This is a genomic window from Pseudomonas sp. Tri1 (assembly GCF_017968885.1).
In the GTDB taxonomy this organism is placed as follows: domain Bacteria; phylum Pseudomonadota; class Gammaproteobacteria; order Pseudomonadales; family Pseudomonadaceae; genus Aquipseudomonas.
In genome coordinates, this window is record NZ_CP072913.1 from 1,037,536 (window position 1) to 1,054,255 (window position 16,720).

Consider the following 16,720-nt stretch of genomic DNA (forward strand, 5'->3'; position numbering starts at 1 on the left):
AGTGACGCGTTTTACCTTGTTCAGACTGAACAGGCGCGGGCTTGGGCCTTGGGCGCTTGGCTGTTGCAGTGATATAGTTCGCCGCCGGTTCGCATGCCCGGCGGTACCGGCGTTTATCGGTTGGCCAGGGCATTCGGATGTGAGGCTGCATCGCAAGGAGTTTAGATGAGTGCCGACAACGCCTACGCGGTCGAGCTGAAGGGACTGTCCTTCAAGCGAGGGACGCGCAGCATTTTCAATGACATCGATATTCGCATTCCGCGCGGCAAGGTGACCGGTATCATGGGGCCTTCCGGGTGCGGCAAGACCACGCTGCTGCGGCTGATGGGCGCGCAATTGCGCCCCAGTGCCGGGGAAGTCTGGGTCAATGGCCTGAACATTCCAAAGCTCTCGCGCAGTGACCTGTTCGATGCGCGCAAGCACATGGGGGTGCTGTTCCAGAGCGGCGCCTTGTTTACCGATCTCGATGTGTTCGAGAACGTGGCGTTCCCCTTGCGGGTCCATACCGACCTGCCGGAAGAAATGATCCGTGACATCGTCCTGCTCAAGTTGCAGGCGGTCGGGCTGCGTGGCGCCCTCGATTTGATGCCGGACGAGCTTTCCGGTGGCATGAAGCGTCGCGTCGCCCTGGCGCGGGCGATTGCCCTCGATCCGAAGATCCTCATGTATGACGAGCCTTTCGTCGGACAAGACCCGATCGCCATGGGCGTACTGGTGCGGCTGATCCGCCTGCTCAACGATGCGCTGGGCATCACCAGCATCGTGGTCTCCCACGACCTGGCCGAAACGGCCAGCATCGCCGACTACATCTATGTGATCGGCGACGGCCAGGTGCTGGGGCAGGGCACGCCCCAGGAGCTGAAGGATTCGGGCAACCCGCGCATTCGCCAATTCATGAAAGGTGATCCGGACGGGCCGGTGGCGTTCCATTTTCCGGCCACGGATTACCGTACCGATCTGCTGGGGAAGCGCTGATGCGCAAGAAATCACTGATAGAAAGAATTCGCCTGTTCGGCCGTTCCGGCATCGACGTGGTAGCGATACTGGGGCGTTCCTCGCTGTTCCTGATGCATGCCTTGCTGGGGCGCAACTCGACGGGCGGCAGTTTCGGCCTGCTGGTCAAGCAGTTGCATTCGGTTGGGGTGATGTCCCTGGTGATCATCGTGGTCTCGGGGATCTTCATCGGCATGGTGCTGGCGCTGCAGGGCTTCAATATCTTGTCCAGCTACGGTTCGGAGCAGGCGGTCGGGCAGATGGTTGCCCTGACATTGCTGCGCGAACTCGGGCCCGTGGTGACTGCGCTGCTGTTCGCCGGGCGCGCTGGCTCGGCGCTGACGGCCGAAATCGGTAACATGAAGTCCACCGAGCAGTTGTCCAGCCTGGAAATGATCGGCGTCGACCCGCTCAAATACATTATTGCCCCGCGTTTGTGGGCTGGCTTCATTTCCCTGCCGGTGCTGGCGATCATTTTCAGCGTCGTGGGGATCTGGGGGGGCTCATGGGTGGCCGTCGACTGGCTGGGGGTCTATGACGGTTCCTACTGGTCCAACATGCAGAACAGCGTCGATTTTGTCGACGATGTGCTCAACGGTGTTATCAAAAGTGCCGTATTCGCCTTCGTGGTGACCTGGATCGCCGTGTTTCAAGGCTATGACTGTGAGCCCACGTCAGAGGGGATCAGCCGTGCCACAACCAAGACCGTGGTGTACGCCTCGCTGGCAGTCCTGGGCCTTGACTTTATTCTGACCGCCTTGATGTTTGGAGATTTCTGATGCAAAACCGCACCCTGGAAATCGGTGTCGGCCTTTTCTTGCTGGCTGGCATCCTGGCTTTGCTGCTGCTGGCCCTGCGAGTCAGTGGCCTGGCGCCGACGGCAAACACCGATACTTATAAACTTTATGCTTATTTTGACAATATCGCCGGTTTGACGGTCAGAGCTAAGGTGACCATGGCCGGTGTCACCATCGGCAAGGTCACGGCAATCGATCTGGACCGTGACAGTTTCACTGGCCGAGTGACGCTGCAGTTGGAGAAGCGCGTGGATAACCTGCCGACTGATTCCACTGCATCTATCCTCACCGCTGGGTTGCTGGGCGAGAAATACATCGGTATCAGCGTGGGCGGGGAAGACACCCTGCTCAAGGATGGCGGGACCATCCACGACACGCAGTCGTCGCTGGTGCTCGAGGACCTGATCGGTAAATTCCTGCTCAATACCGTTAGCAAAGACGCCAAATGAGGAGCTTTTGAATGATCTCTATCTTGCGACGTGGCCTGTTGGTGTTGCTTGCAGCGCTGCCGCTGATGGCGAACGCCGTGGCTGCGCCTTCGGCCCACGAAATCATCCAGGACACCACGACCCGGTTGCTGGCCGATCTTGCCGCCAACAAAGAGAAGTACAAGCAGGACCCGGGCGCCTTCTATGACGCACTGAACGGTATCGTCGGCCCGGTGGTGGACGCCGACGGCATCTCCAAGAGCATCATGACTGTCAAGTACTCGCGCAAGGCGAGCCCTGAGCAGATGACTCGCTTCCAGGAAAACTTCAAGCGCAGCCTGATGCAGTTCTATGGCAATGCCTTGCTCGAATACAACAACCAGGGCATCACCGTTTCGCCAGCCAAGGACGAAAGTGGCAACCGCACCAGCGTCGACATGCAGGTCAAGGGCAGCAATGGCGCGGTCTACCCTGTGTCCTACACACTCGAGAAAATCAACGACGAGTGGAAAGTGCGCAACGTGATCATCAACGGCATCAACATCGGCAAGTTGTTCCGTGATCAGTTCGCTGACGCGATGCAGCGCAATGGCAACGACCTGAACAAGACCATCGATGGTTGGGCCGGTGAAGTCGCCAAGGCCAAGGAAGTGACCGAAGAAGCCAAAGAGAAGCAGGCACAATGATTGAGTCGGTGAGTGAGTCGGCCGTTCGTCTGAGTGAGGCCGGTGAGCTGATGCTCAGTGGCGTGCTGGACTACCGCACCGGCCCGGCCTTGCGCAAGCAGGGCCAGGCGCTGATCAAGTCCTCCAGGAGTGCCGAGCTGGTCATTGATTGCTCGGGCGTAGAAAAGTCCAGTAGTGTCGGCTTGTCGCTGCTGCTGTGCTTCATGCGCGACGCCAAGGCTGCCGGTAAAACGTGGAGCATCCGAGGGATGCCCGAAGACATGCGCGAGATAGCCCAGGTCAGTGAACTGACCGAGCTGCTGGCGCACCCCTGACCCACATCATTGAAAAAGCCCCCCGTCAGAGTCCTGCTTCGCGGGGTTCGCAGGCGCGGGGCTTTTTTGTATGATGTGCGACCCGTGCGCACAGGGCGCCGATAGAGGTTGAGCATGCAGGCCGTAGAAGTGAAGAGCTTCCTTGAAGGAAAGCTGCCCGGAACTGTCATTGAAGTTGAGGGCGAAGGCTGCAACTTTCAGCTGAACGTGATTAGCGATGAACTGGCGGCATTGAGCCCAGTCAAGCGTCAGCAGAGCATCTATGCCCATTTGAACCCGTGGATCGCCGATGGCAGCATCCATGCGGTCACTATGAAATTTTTCAGCAGCGCGGCCTGGGCCGAGCGCACCTGAGCCCAAGGGCGTCGAGATTCTTATGGATAAACTGATTATTACCGGCGGCGTTCGTCTTGATGGCGAAATCCGCATCTCCGGGGCAAAGAACTCCGCCCTGCCGATCCTGGCCGCGACCCTGCTGTGCGATGGCCCGGTGACCGTGGCCAACCTGCCGCACCTGCACGACATCACCACGATGATCGAGCTGTTCGGCCGCATGGGCATCGAGCCGGTGATCGACGAGAAGCTCAGCGTCGAGATCGACCCACGCACCATCAAGACCCTGATCGCCCCGTACGAGTTGGTGAAAACCATGCGTGCGTCGATCCTGGTGCTGGGCCCGATGGTTGCCCGTTTCGGTGAAGCGGAAGTTGCGCTGCCTGGCGGTTGCGCCATTGGTTCGCGTCCGGTGGACCTGCACATTCGTGGCCTGGAAGCCATGGGCGCGGTGATCGACGTCGAAGGCGGCTACATCAAGGCCAAGGCCCCTGAAGGTGGCCTGCGCGGCGCGAACTTCTTCTTCGACACCGTCAGCGTGACCGGTACCGAGAACATCATGATGGCCGCCGCCCTGGCCAAGGGCCGCAGCGTGCTGCAAAACGCCGCGCGTGAGCCTGAAGTGGTCGACCTGGCGAACTTCCTGATCGCCATGGGCGCCAAGATCAGCGGTGCTGGCACCGACACCATCACCATCGACGGCGTCGAGCGCCTGCATTCGGCCACCTACAAAGTGATGCCGGACCGGATCGAAACCGGCACCTACCTGGTGGCTGCTGCGGTTACCGGTGGCCGCGTCAAGGTCAAGGACACCGATCCGACCATCCTCGAGGCCGTTCTGGAAAAACTCAAGGAAGCCGGCGCCGAAGTCACCTGCGGCGAAGACTGGATCGAAGTGAACATGCATGGCAAGCGGCCAAAAGCCGTCAACGTGCGGACCGCTCCGTACCCGGCGTTCCCAACCGATATGCAGGCACAGTTCATCTCCCTCAACGCCATTGCCGAAGGCACCGGTGCGGTGATCGAGACGATCTTCGAAAACCGTTTCATGCACGTGTACGAACTGCACCGCATGGGCGCCAAGATCCAGGTTGAAGGCAACACCGCCATCGTCACTGGCACCGAGAAGCTCAAGGGCGCGCCAGTGATGGCCACCGACCTGCGGGCTTCGGCCAGCCTGGTGATCTCGGCCCTGGTGGCCGAAGGCGATACGCTGATCGACCGCATCTACCACATCGACCGTGGCTACGAGTGCATCGAAGAAAAACTGCAGATGCTCGGCGCCAAGATCCGCCGCGTACCGGGCTAGTCCCGGCTGCATGGCACAAGGATGTGCCGGTTGAATAGTTTCAAATCGAGGGTGTTTGCACCCTCGATGTGTGTCCGGCGCCGCTTGCGACCGGGCATGAGTACCTTGATAAGGACTGACGTTTCCCATGTTGACCATCGCACTGTCCAAGGGCCGCATCCTTGACGACACCCTGCCGCTTCTGGCTGAAGCGGGCATCGTGCCGACCGAGAATCCGGACAAGAGCCGCAAGCTGATCATCCCCACGACCCAGGCCGATGTGCGCTTGTTGATCGTGCGTGCCACCGATGTGCCGACTTACGTGGAACATGGCGCCGCCGACCTGGGCGTTGCCGGTAAAGACGTGCTGATGGAATACGGCGGCCAGGGCCTGTACGAGCCCCTGGACCTGAAAATCGCCCGCTGCAAGCTGATGACCGCCGGTAAAGTCGGCGCGCCAGAGCCCAAGGGCCGTTTGCGCGTGGCGACCAAGTTCGTCAACATTGCCAAGCGTTATTACGCCGAGCAGGGTCGTCAGGTCGATATCATCAAGTTGTACGGTTCGATGGAGCTGGCGCCGCTGATCGGCCTGGCAGACAAGATCATCGACGTGGTCGACACCGGCAACACCCTGCGGGCCAATGGCCTGGAACCCCAGGACTTCATCGCCGACATCACCTCCCGGCTGATCGTCAACAAGGCATCGATGAAAATGCAGCACGCCCGTATCCAGGCTCTGATCGATACCCTGCGCAAGGCAGTGGAATCGCGACACCGCGGCTGATTCACCTGCGCGACCTTGAGTCGCGCCCGTCTATCCGTGTCATAGCCAATTTTCTCAGGTGCCCACGCGAATGGACTGGTAGCTTAGGGCGCCTGAGCATTTGCCATTAATGAGGCCCTCGCTATGACCGCTCCCACTTCGATTCGCCGACTCAACGCTGCCGACCCGGATTTTGCACATCATCTGGATCATCTGCTGAGCTGGGAAAGTGTGTCTGACGACTCGGTCAATCAGCGGGTGCTGGACATCATCAAGGCCGTGCGCGAGCGTGGCGATGAAGCATTGGTGGAGTTCACCCAGAAATTCGACGGCCTGCAAGTGGCGTCCATGGCCGACCTGATCCTGCCGCGCGAGCGCCTGGAACTGGCTCTGACCCGGATCACCGTAGCCCAACGCGAAGCCCTGGAAAAAGCCGCATCGCGGGTACGCGACTATCACGAAAGACAGAAACAGGACTCCTGGAGCTACACCGAAGCCGACGGCACGGTGCTGGGCCAGAAGGTCACGCCGCTGGATCGCGCCGGCTTGTACGTGCCAGGTGGCAAGGCGTCCTATCCGTCCTCGGTGCTGATGAACGCGATCCCGGCCAAGGTCGCTGGCGTGACCGAAGTGGTCATGGTCGTTCCGACTCCGCGCGGTGAAATCAACGAACTGGTGCTGGCCGCCGCCTGCATCGCTGGTGTGGACCGGGTGTTCACCATCGGCGGCGCCCAGGCTGTTGCCGCGCTGGCCTATGGCACCGAGAGCGTGCCGAGGGTCGACAAAGTGGTCGGGCCGGGCAACATCTATGTCGCCACCGCCAAGCGCCACGTGTTCGGCCAGGTAGGCATCGACATGATTGCCGGCCCGTCGGAAATCCTTGTGGTGTGTGACGGGCAGACCGATCCGGACTGGATCGCCATGGACCTGTTTTCCCAGGCCGAGCACGACGAAGATGCCCAGGCGATCCTGGTCAGCCCGGACGCCGAGTTCCTCGACAAGGTGGCCGCCAGCATCGATAAGCTGCTGCCGACCATGGATCGCGCCGAGATCATCAACACCTCGATCAACGGCCGTGGAGCGTTGATCAAGGTCGAGAACATGGAGCAGGCCATCGAGGTTGCCAACCGCATTGCGCCGGAACACTTGGAACTGTCGGTTGCCGACCCACAGGCCTGGTTGCCGCAGATCCGCCACGCCGGTGCGATCTTCATGGGCCGCCACACCAGCGAAGCCTTGGGCGACTACTGTGCCGGCCCGAATCACGTGTTGCCGACGTCCGGCACCGCGCGTTTCTCGTCGCCGCTGGGGGTGTATGACTTCCAGAAACGTTCGTCGATCATCTTCTGCTCCGAGCAGGGCGCGTCCGAACTGGGCAAGACCGCTTCGGTGCTGGCCCGTGGCGAATCGCTGAGCGCCCACGCTCGCAGCGCCGAATACCGCATTCTTGATGAGCGCTTCATTGACGAGCAGGGGAAATTGAAATGAGTAAATTCTGGAGCCCGTTCGTCAAGAACCTGGTGCCCTACGTGCCAGGTGAACAGCCGAAGTTGACCCGCCTGGTCAAGCTCAATACCAACGAGAACCCCTACGGGCCATCGCCCAAGGCGTTGGCGGCGATGCAGACCGAGCTGAATGACAACCTGCGCCTGTACCCGGACCCCAACAGCGACCTGCTGAAAAACGCCGTGGCCCGCTATTACGGCGTGCAGAACAACCAGGTGTTCCTGGGCAACGGTTCGGATGAAGTGTTGGCGCACATTTTTCACGGATTGTTGCAACACGACCAGCCGTTACTGTTCCCGGACATCAGCTACAGCTTTTATCCGGTGTATTGCGGGCTGTACGGCATTGAGTTCGATGCGGTGCCGTTGGACGCGCAGTTCCGGATCGACCCGGCGGACTACGCCAAGCCGAACGGCGGGATCATCTTCCCCAACCCGAACGCCCCCACCGGCTGCCTGCTGGCGCTGGAGGCGGTGGAGCAGATACTCAAGGCCAACCCGGATTCGGTGGTGGTGGTCGATGAAGCCTATATCGACTTCGGCGGCGAGACGGCCATCAGCCTGGTGGACCGTTATCCGAACCTGCTGGTGACCCAGACGTTGTCCAAGTCCCGCTCACTGGCGGGGCTGCGGGTGGGCCTGGCGGTGGGGCATCCGGATTTGATCGAAGCGCTGGAGCGGATCAAGAACAGCTTCAACTCCTACCCGCTGGATCGCCTGGCGAATGTCGGCGGTGCCGCTGCGTTCGACGACCGCGAGCACTTCGACCGGACCTGCCGGTTGGTCATCGAGCACCGTGAATGGGTCGTGGCGCAGTTGCAGGCCAAGGGCTTCGAAGTGCTGCCCTCGGCCGCCAACTTCATCTTCGCCCGCCACCCCCGGCACGATGCGGCAGGGTTGGCGGCCAAATTGCGCGAGCAAGGGGTCATCGTGCGGCACTTCAAGCAGGAGCGGATCGCCCAGTTCCTGCGAATCAGTATTGGCACGCCGGAGCAGAACCAGGCGCTGATCGAAGCCCTCGGCGAGCTCTGAAACCACCGCTGAACCTGTGGGCGCGGGCTTGCTCGCGAAAGCGAAGTGTCAGTCACTTTGATGTTGGTTGATCTGACGTCTTCGCGAGCAAGCCCGCTCCCACATTTGTTTTGGGGCGTTCACGAGATTGGCGTTTCACCGCAAATCCCTTGTGGGAGCGAGCTTGCTCGCGATGGCATACTTTCAGTCGACTTCAGTGCTGGCTGATCCACCGCAATCGCGAGCAAGCTCGCTCCCACAGGTTTTGCGCCTTACTCGTGATGCGGCTCACCCAGGAATGTCAGCGAAGTAAACACCCCCCGCGTCGCCACGTCCTTATTGTCCTTGAGCGCCATTTCCATCTGCGCGGCAATTACATTCAAACCCTCATTACGTACCAGCACCTTGGCCCGCCCTTCAGCGTCGGTTTCAGTCGACACGGTGTTCGGCGCGCTGCGGTAGTCGCCCACCAACTTCACCCCAGCCGCCGGTTTACCGTCGAGCAGCACCCGTACCGGCAATGATTGGCCTGGGCCTATGGTCAGTGGGTCGACTTCCGGCAGGATCAGGAACTTGACCTGATCGAGTTTTGGCAGCTTCGCCCCCGGCTCATAGATCGCCAGGCTGTATTTGAAGGTATGGGTCGATTCAATCGCGCCGGGCACCTTGCTGCGGCCTTCGTTGATCCACTTTTTGTCGGCGGTCTGCGACCACATGCCGTTGTCCAATGCCACCGCCATGACTGCCGGCGGCTTGAGGGGGTGCAGGCGTGCGTGGTCGGGCAGGCGCTCCACGGTCACCGGGATCATTTTGCCGTCTAAGTCATAGGCCCAGGCGCCATTGATTTTCTGCGCCTTGAACGCATTGTCCTCGGCACCGTGGCCGTAGATCACTTCGATGTTGCCGCGCCGTTGTTCGGTCCACAGGCCATGGGCTGAAGCTTGTGTGGCCAGGAGCAGGCCAAGCAGGGCGAAGGTCTTGGGGTATTTCATGCAGATTTTCCTTTTACAGATCGAGGGTGAGGCTGACGGTAAAGTTGCGCGGCTCGCCGGGGGTAACCCAATAGTTGCTGTAGGAGCGCTCGTAGTATTTTTCGTCGAGGACGTTGTTCAGGTTCAGGCCTACGGTGACGTTGTCGCTGGCCTTGTAATGGGCCAGCAGATCCACGGTGTGGTAGGCCGGCAGTTCGAAATCCTTGCCGGCTTCGCCCGAGCGATCTCCGACATACGTGAACGCCGCGCCGACATCCGAGCCGCGCAGGTGTCCGTCCTGGAATTCGTAGACGCCGAGCAGGCTGCCGCTGTGCTTGGCGACGCCGAGGATCCGGCTGCCTGTGGGAATGGTTTCGTCACCCTCGGTCACTTCTGCGTTGATGTAGGCGAAGGCGCCGATCACCCGAATGGCGTCGGTCAGTTGCCCAGTCACTTGCCAATCGAAACCCTGGCTGCGCGCCTTGCCCATGGCGCGGTTGGTATTGGTGGCCGGGTCCAGCGCCAGGACGTTTTCCTTCTCGATATGGAACGCTGCCAGGGTGGTACTCAAGCGATCGTCGAACAGCTCGCTTTTGATTCCGACTTCATAGCCGACGCCTTCTTCCGGGTCGAAGGATTTACCGCCGGCATCCAAGCCGTTGTTGGGCTTGAACGAGGTGGAGGCGTTGGCGAACAGTCCGAGCGTGGGTGTCAGTTGATACAGCAGGCCGGCCCGTTGTGTGACGGCGTCATGACGCTGGCGGCTGGTGAGCTGCGTGGTCTGGTCGTCGATGCTCTGCTCGAAATGCTCATAACGCACGCCGATCATCCCCCGCAGTTTGTCGGTGAAGACGATCTGGTCCTGGAGGTTCAGGGCACGGCTTTGCACACGCTCGAAAAAGTCTGTGCCGGAGCGCGTGCCGTTGGGTTTCGGCTGGCCGTAGACCGGCTGATAGATATCGATGGGATAAGCGCCGGCGATGGTGGTCACGCGCTCGTTCTTGCGGTAGTCCTCGTATTCAGTGCCGATCAACAACTCATGCTGCCAGGGGCCGAGGTCAAACAGCCCACGCAACTCCAGTTGGGTGATGCTGTCGTGCCAATTGTTGTCGCGCTCGCGGTAACGGCGGTTCACCGTGTGGCCGTCGGCGTTCAGCGGGCGCGCCTCGGAAGCGAAGCCCCAGAGTTCGCCCTGCTTGTAATGGCTGGCCAGGCGCAGTTGCCAGGCGTCGCTGAGCTGATGTTCGAGGGCGGCCTGGAGCAGGTTGTTGTGATTGTCGATGTCGCCGTCGTTGGGTTCGCCCAAAAAGGTCGAGCGGGAAACGCCGCTCCAGCGGTTGTTCGGTGCGACGATGCCGCGGTCGAACGTCGAGCTGTGGCGCACGATTTCGCTTTCCACCAACAGACGCGTGTCAGGGCTCAGTTGCCAACTGATGGACGGGGCTACGAATAAGCGCTTGCTGTCGACGTGATCGCGAAAGCTGTGATTGTCCTCGACCGCCAGGTTGACTCGCGACAACAGGTTGCCTTCGGTGTCCAGTGGCGTGTTGACGTCCAGCGCGGTGCGGTAGCGATCCCAGCTGCCGGCGCTGGTTTGCAGGGTGGTGAAGGCTTCGGGCTGGGGTTTCTTGGTGACAATGTTCACCGTGCCGCCCGGATCGCCGCGTCCATACAGGCTGGCGGCCGGCCCCTTCAGCACTTCAATGCGTTCGATGTTGGCCGCGTCCGGCGTGCTCGGATAGCCGCGGTTTGCACTGAAACCGTCCTTGTAGAACTCCGAAGTCGTGAAGCCGCGCACGCTGTATTCGTAGAGCGTCAGGCCGCCGAAGTTGTTTTGTTTCGACACGCCACCGGCGTATTCCAGCGCCCGTTCGACGTTGGTGCTGCCCAGGTCCTTGAGGACGCTGGCGGGAATCACGCTGATCGATTGCGGGATATCGCGCAGGGCGGTGTCGGTTTTGGTGGCGCTGGCCGAGCGGGTAGCGCGGTAGCCCATTACGGGGCCGGTGGGCGATTCGTACTCGGACGTGACGCTGATGGCGTCCAGCTCCAGTGGTTGGGATTCTTCGGCGTAGACGGGATCGCCCAGCAGGCCGAGGGCCAGGCTGGCGAGAGACATCCGTTTCAGAGATGACATGTTATGTTGTTCCAAATCTTATATTTGAAACAATATAACACTACTAATGAGAATTTATGCTATTTCTGAGTTGCAGAAAAAGTAGAGCCAGGCGCTGTTTTTGTGGCGAGGGGAGCAAGCGCTCATGGAACAAATCACAACCCTGTGATTTTTAAGGCTGGAAATCGATCGTTCCCACGCTCCTGCGTGGGAATGTCGCCAGGGGCGCTCCGCGTTCCGCTTCTGGAAGTGACGCAGACCGTCACGGGATGCATTCCCACGCAGAGCGTGGGAACGATCAAAGACGGGCGCAAGGCCGCCCAAGAAGTAGCTGCAGTTACTGTTCTTCCTTGACCGCCACCGGTGCTGGCGGTGGGCGCAGGCCGATTTCAGCGGTGAGCTTGAGCTCCTTGCCATTGCGCATCACCTGGATGGTGACTTTGTCGGTGGGCTTGATCCGCGCCACCTGGTTCATCGAGCGGCGGCCATCGCCGGCCGGTTCGCCGTCGATGCTCAGGATCACGTCACCCAGTTGCAGGCCGGCCTTCTGCGCCGGGCCGTCGCGGAAAATCCCCGCTACGACGATCCCGGGCCGCCCGGACAAGCCGAAGGATTCGGCCAGTTCCTGGGTCAGCGGCTGGACCTCAATGCCCAACCAGCCACGAATCACCTGACCGTGCTCAATGATGGACTTCATCACTTCCATGGCCAGTTTCACTGGAATGGCGAAACCGATGCCCTGGCTGCCACCGGACTTGGAGAAGATCGCCGTGTTGATCCCGGTGAGGTTGCCGTTGGCATCCACCAGCGCGCCGCCGGAGTTGCCAGGGTTGATCGCGGCATCGGTCTGGATGAAGTCTTCGTAGTTGTTCAGGCCCAGCTGGTTGCGCCCGGTGGCGCTGATGATGCCCATGGTCACGGTCTGGCCGACGCCGAACGGGTTGCCGATGGCCAGGGCGACGTCGCCGATGCGGATACTGTCGGAGCGGCCGATGGTGATGGCCGGCAGGTTCTTGAGGTCGATCTTCAGCACCGCGAGGTCGGTTTCCGGGTCGCTGCCGATCACGCGGGCCAGGGTTTCACGGCCATCCTTGAGGGCGACCACGATCTGGTCGGCACCGGCGGTGACGTGGTTGTTGGTCAACAAATAACCTTCTGGGCTCATGATCACGCCCGAACCCAGGCTCGACTCCATGCGTTTCTGCTTGGGCGAGTTGTCGCCGAAGAAACGCCGGAATTGCGGATCTTCGAACAGCGGGTGGCTGGGTTTGTTGATGACTTTGGTGGTGTACAGGTTGACCACCGCCGGTGCTGCGGTGGTCACGGCGTCGGCATAGGACACCGGCCCCTGTTGCACCGCCTTGGTTTGCGGCGCCTGCTGCAGGTTGACGTCCAGGCTCGGCAGGCCGACCCATTCCGGGTAGCGCTGGATAATCAGTAGAGCGACAAGCACGCCAGCCAACAGCGGCCAGCCGGAAAAACGCAGCGCCTTGAGCATTAAGCACGTCCTACAAAGGTTGCAGGCGGTATGAGACCGCCCATAATGACGCGCATTATACGAGGCCGCGCGTGCCTCTGAACGGGATATTTAGGAGTCTTTTCATGGCCGTAGCCCTGAACACCCTGGTCGAAGAAGCGGACCGCTACCTGGCAAGCAGCCGGATTGCCGATTATTGCCCCAATGGCCTGCAGGTCGAAGGCGCGCCCCAGGTGACGCGCATCGTCAGCGGCGTCACCGCCAGCCAGGCGTTGCTCGATGCCGCCGTGGAGGCCGGTGCCGACCTGATCCTGGTGCATCACGGCTACTTCTGGAAAGGCGAGAACCCCTGTGTCACGGGCATGAAGCAGCGTCGCCTGAAAACGTTACTCAAGCATGACATCAGCCTGCTGGCGTATCACTTGCCGCTGGATTTGCACGCTGAGGTAGGTAACAACGTGCAATTGGCCCGTCAGTTGGACATCACCGTCGAGGGGCCGCTGGATCCGGAAAATCCCAAGGTCGTCGGCCTGGTCGGTTCCCTGTCCGAACCGATGACGCCCCGGGATTTCGCCCGCAAGGTCCAGGAGGTCATGGGCCGCGAGCCGTTGTTGATCGAAGGCGAGCAGATGATCCGCCGGGTCGGCTGGTGCACCGGCGGTGGCCAGGGTTATATCGATCAGGCGGTGCTGGCCGGGGTTGACCTGTACCTCAGCGGCGAGGCGTCGGAGCAGACCTTCCACAGCGCCCGGGAAAACGGCATCAGCTTCATCGCCGCCGGGCACCATGCAACTGAGCGCTATGGTGTGCAGGCGCTGGGCGAGCACCTGGCGCGACGCTTTGCTTTGGAACACATCTTTATCGATTGCCCGAATCCCATTTGATCACGTGTAATCCCCTGTGGGAGCGAGCTTGCTCGCGATAGCGGAGGGTCAGTCAACTTCAATGCCGACTGATACACTGCTATCGCGAGCAAGCTCGCTCCCACAAAAGTCTGTTGCAACGCCCGAACCACCAGGCATATCCATATGCTGTTTCGATCTAGTTGGCGCCCTGATTAGAAGAGGTCGCTGTGCTAGGATTCCCCGCTCGAACACGGCCCGCTGGCCGTTCATAAGAAAGTTTTCGTGAGTAGCCATGGTCGACAAACTGACGCATCTGAAACAGCTGGAGGCGGAAAGCATCCACATCATCCGCGAGGTGGCCGCCGAGTTCGATAACCCGGTGATGCTGTACTCCATCGGTAAAGACTCCGCCGTGATGCTGCACCTGGCACGCAAGGCGTTCTTCCCCGGCAAGCTGCCGTTTCCGGTGATGCACGTCGACACCCGCTGGAAATTCCAGGAAATGTACAAATTCCGCGACCGCATGGTCGAGGAGCTGGGCCTGGACCTGATCACTCACGTGAACCCGGATGGCGTGGCCCAGGGCATCAACCCGTTCACCCACGGCAGTGCCAAGCACACCGACATCATGAAGACCGAAGGCCTCAAGCAGGCCTTGGACAAATATGGTTTCGACGCTGCGTTCGGCGGTGCCCGTCGCGATGAAGAAAAGTCCCGTGCCAAGGAGCGCGTGTACTCGTTCCGCGACAGCAAGCACCGCTGGGACCCGAAGAACCAGCGCCCGGAGCTGTGGAACGTCTACAACGGCAAGGTCAACAAAGGCGAGTCGATTCGCGTGTTCCCGCTGTCGAACTGGACCGAGCTGGACATCTGGCAGTACATCTACCTCGAAGGCATCCCGATCGTGCCGCTGTACTTCGCCGCCGAGCGTGAAGTGATCGAGAAAAACGGCACGCTGATCATGATCGACGACGAGCGCATCCTCGAGCACCTGTCCGACGAAGAAAAAGCTCGCATCGTCAAAAAGAAAGTGCGTTTCCGTACCCTTGGCTGCTACCCGTTGACGGGCGCGGTGGAGTCCGAGGCTGAAAGCCTGACGGACATCATTCAGGAAATGCTCCTGACGCGAACTTCCGAGCGCCAGGGCCGGGTCATCGACCACGATGGCGCAGGCTCGATGGAAGATAAGAAACGTCAGGGTTATTTCTAAGGGGTTGTCATGTCGCACCAATCTGATTTGATCAGCGAGGACATCCTCGCCTACCTGGGCCAGCACGAGCGCAAAGAGCTGCTGCGTTTCCTGACCTGCGGTAACGTCGACGACGGCAAGAGCACCCTGATCGGGCGCCTGCTGCACGACTCCAAGATGATCTATGAAGATCACTTGGAAGCTATCACCCGCGATTCGAAAAAAGTCGGCACCACCGGTGACGACATCGACCTGGCGTTGCTGGTCGATGGCCTGCAGGCCGAGCGCGAGCAAGGCATCACCATCGATGTTGCGTACCGCTACTTCTCCACCGCCAAGCGCAAATTCATCATTGCCGATACGCCCGGTCATGAGCAGTACACCCGCAACATGGCCACCGGTGCGTCCACCTGTGACCTGGCGATCATCCTGGTAGATGCCCGTTACGGCGTGCAGACCCAGACCCGTCGCCACAGTTTCATTGCCTCGTTGCTGGGCATCAAGCACATCGTCGTGGCCATCAACAAGATGGACCTCAAGGACTTCGACCAGGGCGTGTTCGAGTCGATCAAGGCCGACTACCTGAAGTTCGCCGAAGGCTTGAAGATGAAGCCCACCAGCATGCACTTCGTGCCGATGTCTGCCCTCAAGGGCGACAACGTGGTGAACAAGTCCGAGCGCTCGCCGTGGTACACCGGCCAGTCGCTGATGGAAATCCTCGAGACCGTGGAAGTGGCGGGCGACCGTAACTTCACCGACCTGCGCTTCCCGGTGCAGTACGTCAACCGTCCGAACCTGAACTTCCGCGGTTTCGCCGGCACCCTCGCCAGCGGCATCGTGCACAAGGGCGACGAAGTGGTGGTGTTGCCGTCGGGCAAGAGCAGCCGCGTGAAATCCATCGTCACCTTCGAAGGCGAGCTGGAGCACGCCGGCCCTGGCCAAGCGGTGACGCTGACCATGGAAGACGAAATCGACATCTCCCGTGGCGACTTGCTGGTGCATGCCGACAACGTGCCGCCGGTGACCGACAGCTTCGAAGCGATGCTGGTGTGGATGGCCGAAGAGCCGATGCTGCCGGGCAAGAAATACGACATCAAGCGCGCCACCAGCTATGTGCCGGGCTCGATTGCCAGCATCGTCAACAAGGTCGATGTGAACACCCTGGAAGAAGGTCCTGCCAGCGCGTTGCAGCTCAACGAAATCGGCAAGGTGAAGATCGCCCTCGATGCACCGATCGCCCTGGACGGTTACGAGAGCAACCGCACCACTGGCGCGTTCATCATCATCGATCGGCTGACCAACGGTACGGTCGGCGCCGGCATGATCGTGGCCCAGCCGTTGGCCCATGGCAGCAGCACGCACCACGGAAAACTGGCCCATGTGTCGGTAGAAGAACGCGCCCAGCGCTTCGGCCAGCAACCGGCCACGGTGCTGTTCAGTGGCCTGTCGGGCGCGGGCAAAAGCACGCTGGCCTATGCGGTGGAACGCAAGTTGTTCGACATGGGCCGTGCGGTCTTCGTCCTCGATGGCCAGAACCTGCGCCATGACTTGAACAAAGGCCTGCCGCAGGACCGTGCCGGGCGTACCGAGAACTGGCGCCGTGCGGCCCACGTTGCCCGTCAGTTCAACGAAGCCGGCCTGCTGACCCTCGCCGCGTTCGTTGCGCCGAATGCCGAAGGACGTGAGCAGGCCAAGGACCTGATTGGTCGGGAGCGTCTGTTGACGGTCTACGTCCAGGCCTCGCCGACGGTGTGTGCCCAGCGTGATCCGCAAGGGCTGTATGCCGCTGCTGGCGACAACATTCCAGGCGAATCCTTCCCGTACGACGTGCCGCTGGATGCCGACCTGGTGATCGACACCCAGTCGCTGACGCTGGAAGAGAGCGTCAAGCAAGTGCTGGATCTGCTGCGCAAGCGTGGGGCGATCTAAGTAACGCCGCTGTAACTGAAAGCCCGCAGATGAGTGATCATCTGCGGGCTTTTTGGTGTCTGGAGGGACGCGATC

16 protein-coding genes are annotated in these 16,720 nt (G+C 60.7%); 13 read left to right on the top strand and 3 right to left on the bottom strand.

Annotated features, from left to right (window positions below; all coding sequences use genetic code 11):
- The first annotated feature begins 165 nt into the window (after positions 1-165).
- The 10 genes from J9870_RS04410 to hisC all read left to right on the top strand — a co-directional run bounded on the left by J9870_RS04410 (position 166) and on the right by hisC (position 8,139).
- Entirely contained in the window at positions 166-975 is an 810-nt protein-coding gene (locus J9870_RS04410; RefSeq protein ID WP_210642860.1) for an ATP-binding cassette domain-containing protein, read from the top strand.
- A complete protein-coding gene (gene mlaE / locus J9870_RS04415) occupies positions 975-1,772 on the top strand; it encodes a lipid asymmetry maintenance ABC transporter permease subunit MlaE (protein WP_210642861.1) in 798 nt (265 codons plus the stop codon). Before J9870_RS04410 ends, mlaE begins: the two co-directional genes overlap by 1 nt.
- Positions 1,772-2,239: an outer membrane lipid asymmetry maintenance protein MlaD gene (mlaD, locus tag J9870_RS04420; protein WP_210642862.1), complete on the top strand. Its 468-nt coding sequence runs from the start codon at positions 1,772-1,774 to the stop codon at positions 2,237-2,239. Before mlaE ends, mlaD begins: the two co-directional genes overlap by 1 nt.
- An 11-nt stretch (positions 2,240-2,250) precedes the next feature.
- Positions 2,251-2,904: an ABC transporter substrate-binding protein gene (locus J9870_RS04425; RefSeq protein ID WP_210642863.1), complete on the top strand. Its 654-nt coding sequence runs from the start codon at positions 2,251-2,253 to the stop codon at positions 2,902-2,904.
- An 8-nt stretch (positions 2,905-2,912) separates the two neighbouring features.
- On the top strand, positions 2,913-3,218 hold the full coding sequence (locus tag J9870_RS04430; RefSeq protein ID WP_210642864.1) for an STAS domain-containing protein: 306 nt from the start codon (positions 2,913-2,915) through the stop codon (positions 3,216-3,218).
- Positions 3,219-3,332: 114 nt separating this feature from the next.
- Complete coding sequence (locus tag J9870_RS04435; RefSeq protein ID WP_135843715.1) at positions 3,333-3,572, top strand: BolA family protein; 240 nt, start codon at positions 3,333-3,335, stop codon at positions 3,570-3,572.
- A gap of 22 nt (positions 3,573-3,594) precedes the next feature.
- Positions 3,595-4,860: a UDP-N-acetylglucosamine 1-carboxyvinyltransferase gene (gene murA, locus J9870_RS04440; protein ID WP_025211869.1), complete on the top strand. Its 1,266-nt coding sequence runs from the start codon at positions 3,595-3,597 to the stop codon at positions 4,858-4,860.
- A gap of 127 nt (positions 4,861-4,987) precedes the next feature.
- Positions 4,988-5,623: an ATP phosphoribosyltransferase gene (gene hisG, locus J9870_RS04445; RefSeq protein ID WP_210642865.1), complete on the top strand. Its 636-nt coding sequence runs from the start codon at positions 4,988-4,990 to the stop codon at positions 5,621-5,623.
- A 123-nt stretch (positions 5,624-5,746) separates the two neighbouring features.
- Positions 5,747-7,090, top strand: a complete 1,344-nt coding sequence (hisD, locus tag J9870_RS04450; protein ID WP_210642866.1) for a histidinol dehydrogenase — start codon at positions 5,747-5,749, stop codon at positions 7,088-7,090.
- Positions 7,087-8,139, top strand: coding sequence for a histidinol-phosphate transaminase (gene hisC, locus J9870_RS04455; protein WP_210642867.1), 1,053 nt, complete (start codon positions 7,087-7,089; stop codon positions 8,137-8,139). The genes hisD and hisC overlap by 4 nt, the downstream gene beginning before the upstream one ends.
- Positions 8,140-8,390: 251 nt before the next feature.
- Here the strand turns inward: hisC and J9870_RS04460 are convergent, their stop codons facing one another.
- The 3 genes from J9870_RS04460 to algW all read right to left on the bottom strand — a co-directional run bounded on the left by J9870_RS04460 (position 8,391) and on the right by algW (position 12,703).
- Positions 8,391-9,110, bottom strand: a complete 720-nt coding sequence (locus J9870_RS04460) for a DUF4198 domain-containing protein (RefSeq protein WP_210642868.1) — start codon at positions 9,108-9,110, stop codon at positions 8,391-8,393.
- A 13-nt stretch (positions 9,111-9,123) separates the two neighbouring features.
- A complete protein-coding gene (locus J9870_RS04465) occupies positions 9,124-11,226 on the bottom strand; it encodes a TonB-dependent receptor (protein ID WP_210642869.1) in 2,103 nt (700 codons plus the stop codon).
- Positions 11,227-11,542: 316 nt separating this feature from the next.
- On the bottom strand, positions 11,543-12,703 hold the full coding sequence (gene algW / locus J9870_RS04470; protein WP_210642870.1) for a Do family serine endopeptidase AlgW: 1,161 nt from the start codon (positions 12,701-12,703) through the stop codon (positions 11,543-11,545).
- A 104-nt stretch (positions 12,704-12,807) separates the two neighbouring features.
- On the opposite strand from algW, the gene J9870_RS04475 reads away from it, so the two are divergent.
- The 3 genes from J9870_RS04475 to cysN all read left to right on the top strand — a co-directional run bounded on the left by J9870_RS04475 (position 12,808) and on the right by cysN (position 16,645).
- Positions 12,808-13,566, top strand: coding sequence for a Nif3-like dinuclear metal center hexameric protein (locus J9870_RS04475; RefSeq protein ID WP_210642871.1), 759 nt, complete (start codon positions 12,808-12,810; stop codon positions 13,564-13,566).
- Positions 13,567-13,819: 253 nt separating this feature from the next.
- Complete coding sequence (gene cysD, locus J9870_RS04480; protein WP_092329398.1) at positions 13,820-14,737, top strand: sulfate adenylyltransferase subunit CysD; 918 nt, start codon at positions 13,820-13,822, stop codon at positions 14,735-14,737.
- Positions 14,738-14,746: 9 nt separating this feature from the next.
- Entirely contained in the window at positions 14,747-16,645 is a 1,899-nt protein-coding gene (gene cysN / locus J9870_RS04485) for a sulfate adenylyltransferase subunit CysN (protein ID WP_135843723.1), read from the top strand.
- Positions 16,646-16,720 lie beyond the last annotated feature (75 nt).

Excerpts from the sequence above, each read along its gene's own strand:
- murA (WP_025211869.1), top strand. The coding sequence starts at position 3,595 with ATGGATAAACTGATTATTACCGGCGGCGTTCGTCTTGATGGCGAAATC.
- algW (WP_210642870.1), bottom strand. The coding sequence starts at position 12,703 with ATGCTCAAGGCGCTGCGTTTTTCCGGCTGGCCGCTGTTGGCTGGCGTG.
- mlaE (WP_210642861.1), top strand. The coding sequence starts at position 975 with ATGCGCAAGAAATCACTGATAGAAAGAATTCGCCTGTTCGGCCGTTCC.
- J9870_RS04475 (WP_210642871.1), top strand. The coding sequence starts at position 12,808 with ATGGCCGTAGCCCTGAACACCCTGGTCGAAGAAGCGGACCGCTACCTG.
- mlaD (WP_210642862.1), top strand. The coding sequence starts at position 1,772 with ATGCAAAACCGCACCCTGGAAATCGGTGTCGGCCTTTTCTTGCTGGCT.
- J9870_RS04425 (WP_210642863.1), top strand. The coding sequence starts at position 2,251 with ATGATCTCTATCTTGCGACGTGGCCTGTTGGTGTTGCTTGCAGCGCTG.
- hisG (WP_210642865.1), top strand. The coding sequence starts at position 4,988 with ATGTTGACCATCGCACTGTCCAAGGGCCGCATCCTTGACGACACCCTG.
- J9870_RS04465 (WP_210642869.1), bottom strand. The coding sequence starts at position 11,226 with ATGTCATCTCTGAAACGGATGTCTCTCGCCAGCCTGGCCCTCGGCCTG.
- J9870_RS04435 (WP_135843715.1), top strand. The coding sequence starts at position 3,333 with ATGCAGGCCGTAGAAGTGAAGAGCTTCCTTGAAGGAAAGCTGCCCGGA.
- hisC (WP_210642867.1), top strand. The coding sequence starts at position 7,087 with ATGAGTAAATTCTGGAGCCCGTTCGTCAAGAACCTGGTGCCCTACGTG.
- cysD (WP_092329398.1), top strand. The coding sequence starts at position 13,820 with ATGGTCGACAAACTGACGCATCTGAAACAGCTGGAGGCGGAAAGCATC.
- hisD (WP_210642866.1), top strand. The coding sequence starts at position 5,747 with ATGACCGCTCCCACTTCGATTCGCCGACTCAACGCTGCCGACCCGGAT.
- J9870_RS04460 (WP_210642868.1), bottom strand. The coding sequence starts at position 9,110 with ATGAAATACCCCAAGACCTTCGCCCTGCTTGGCCTGCTCCTGGCCACA.
- J9870_RS04410 (WP_210642860.1), top strand. The coding sequence starts at position 166 with ATGAGTGCCGACAACGCCTACGCGGTCGAGCTGAAGGGACTGTCCTTC.
- cysN (WP_135843723.1), top strand. The coding sequence starts at position 14,747 with ATGTCGCACCAATCTGATTTGATCAGCGAGGACATCCTCGCCTACCTG.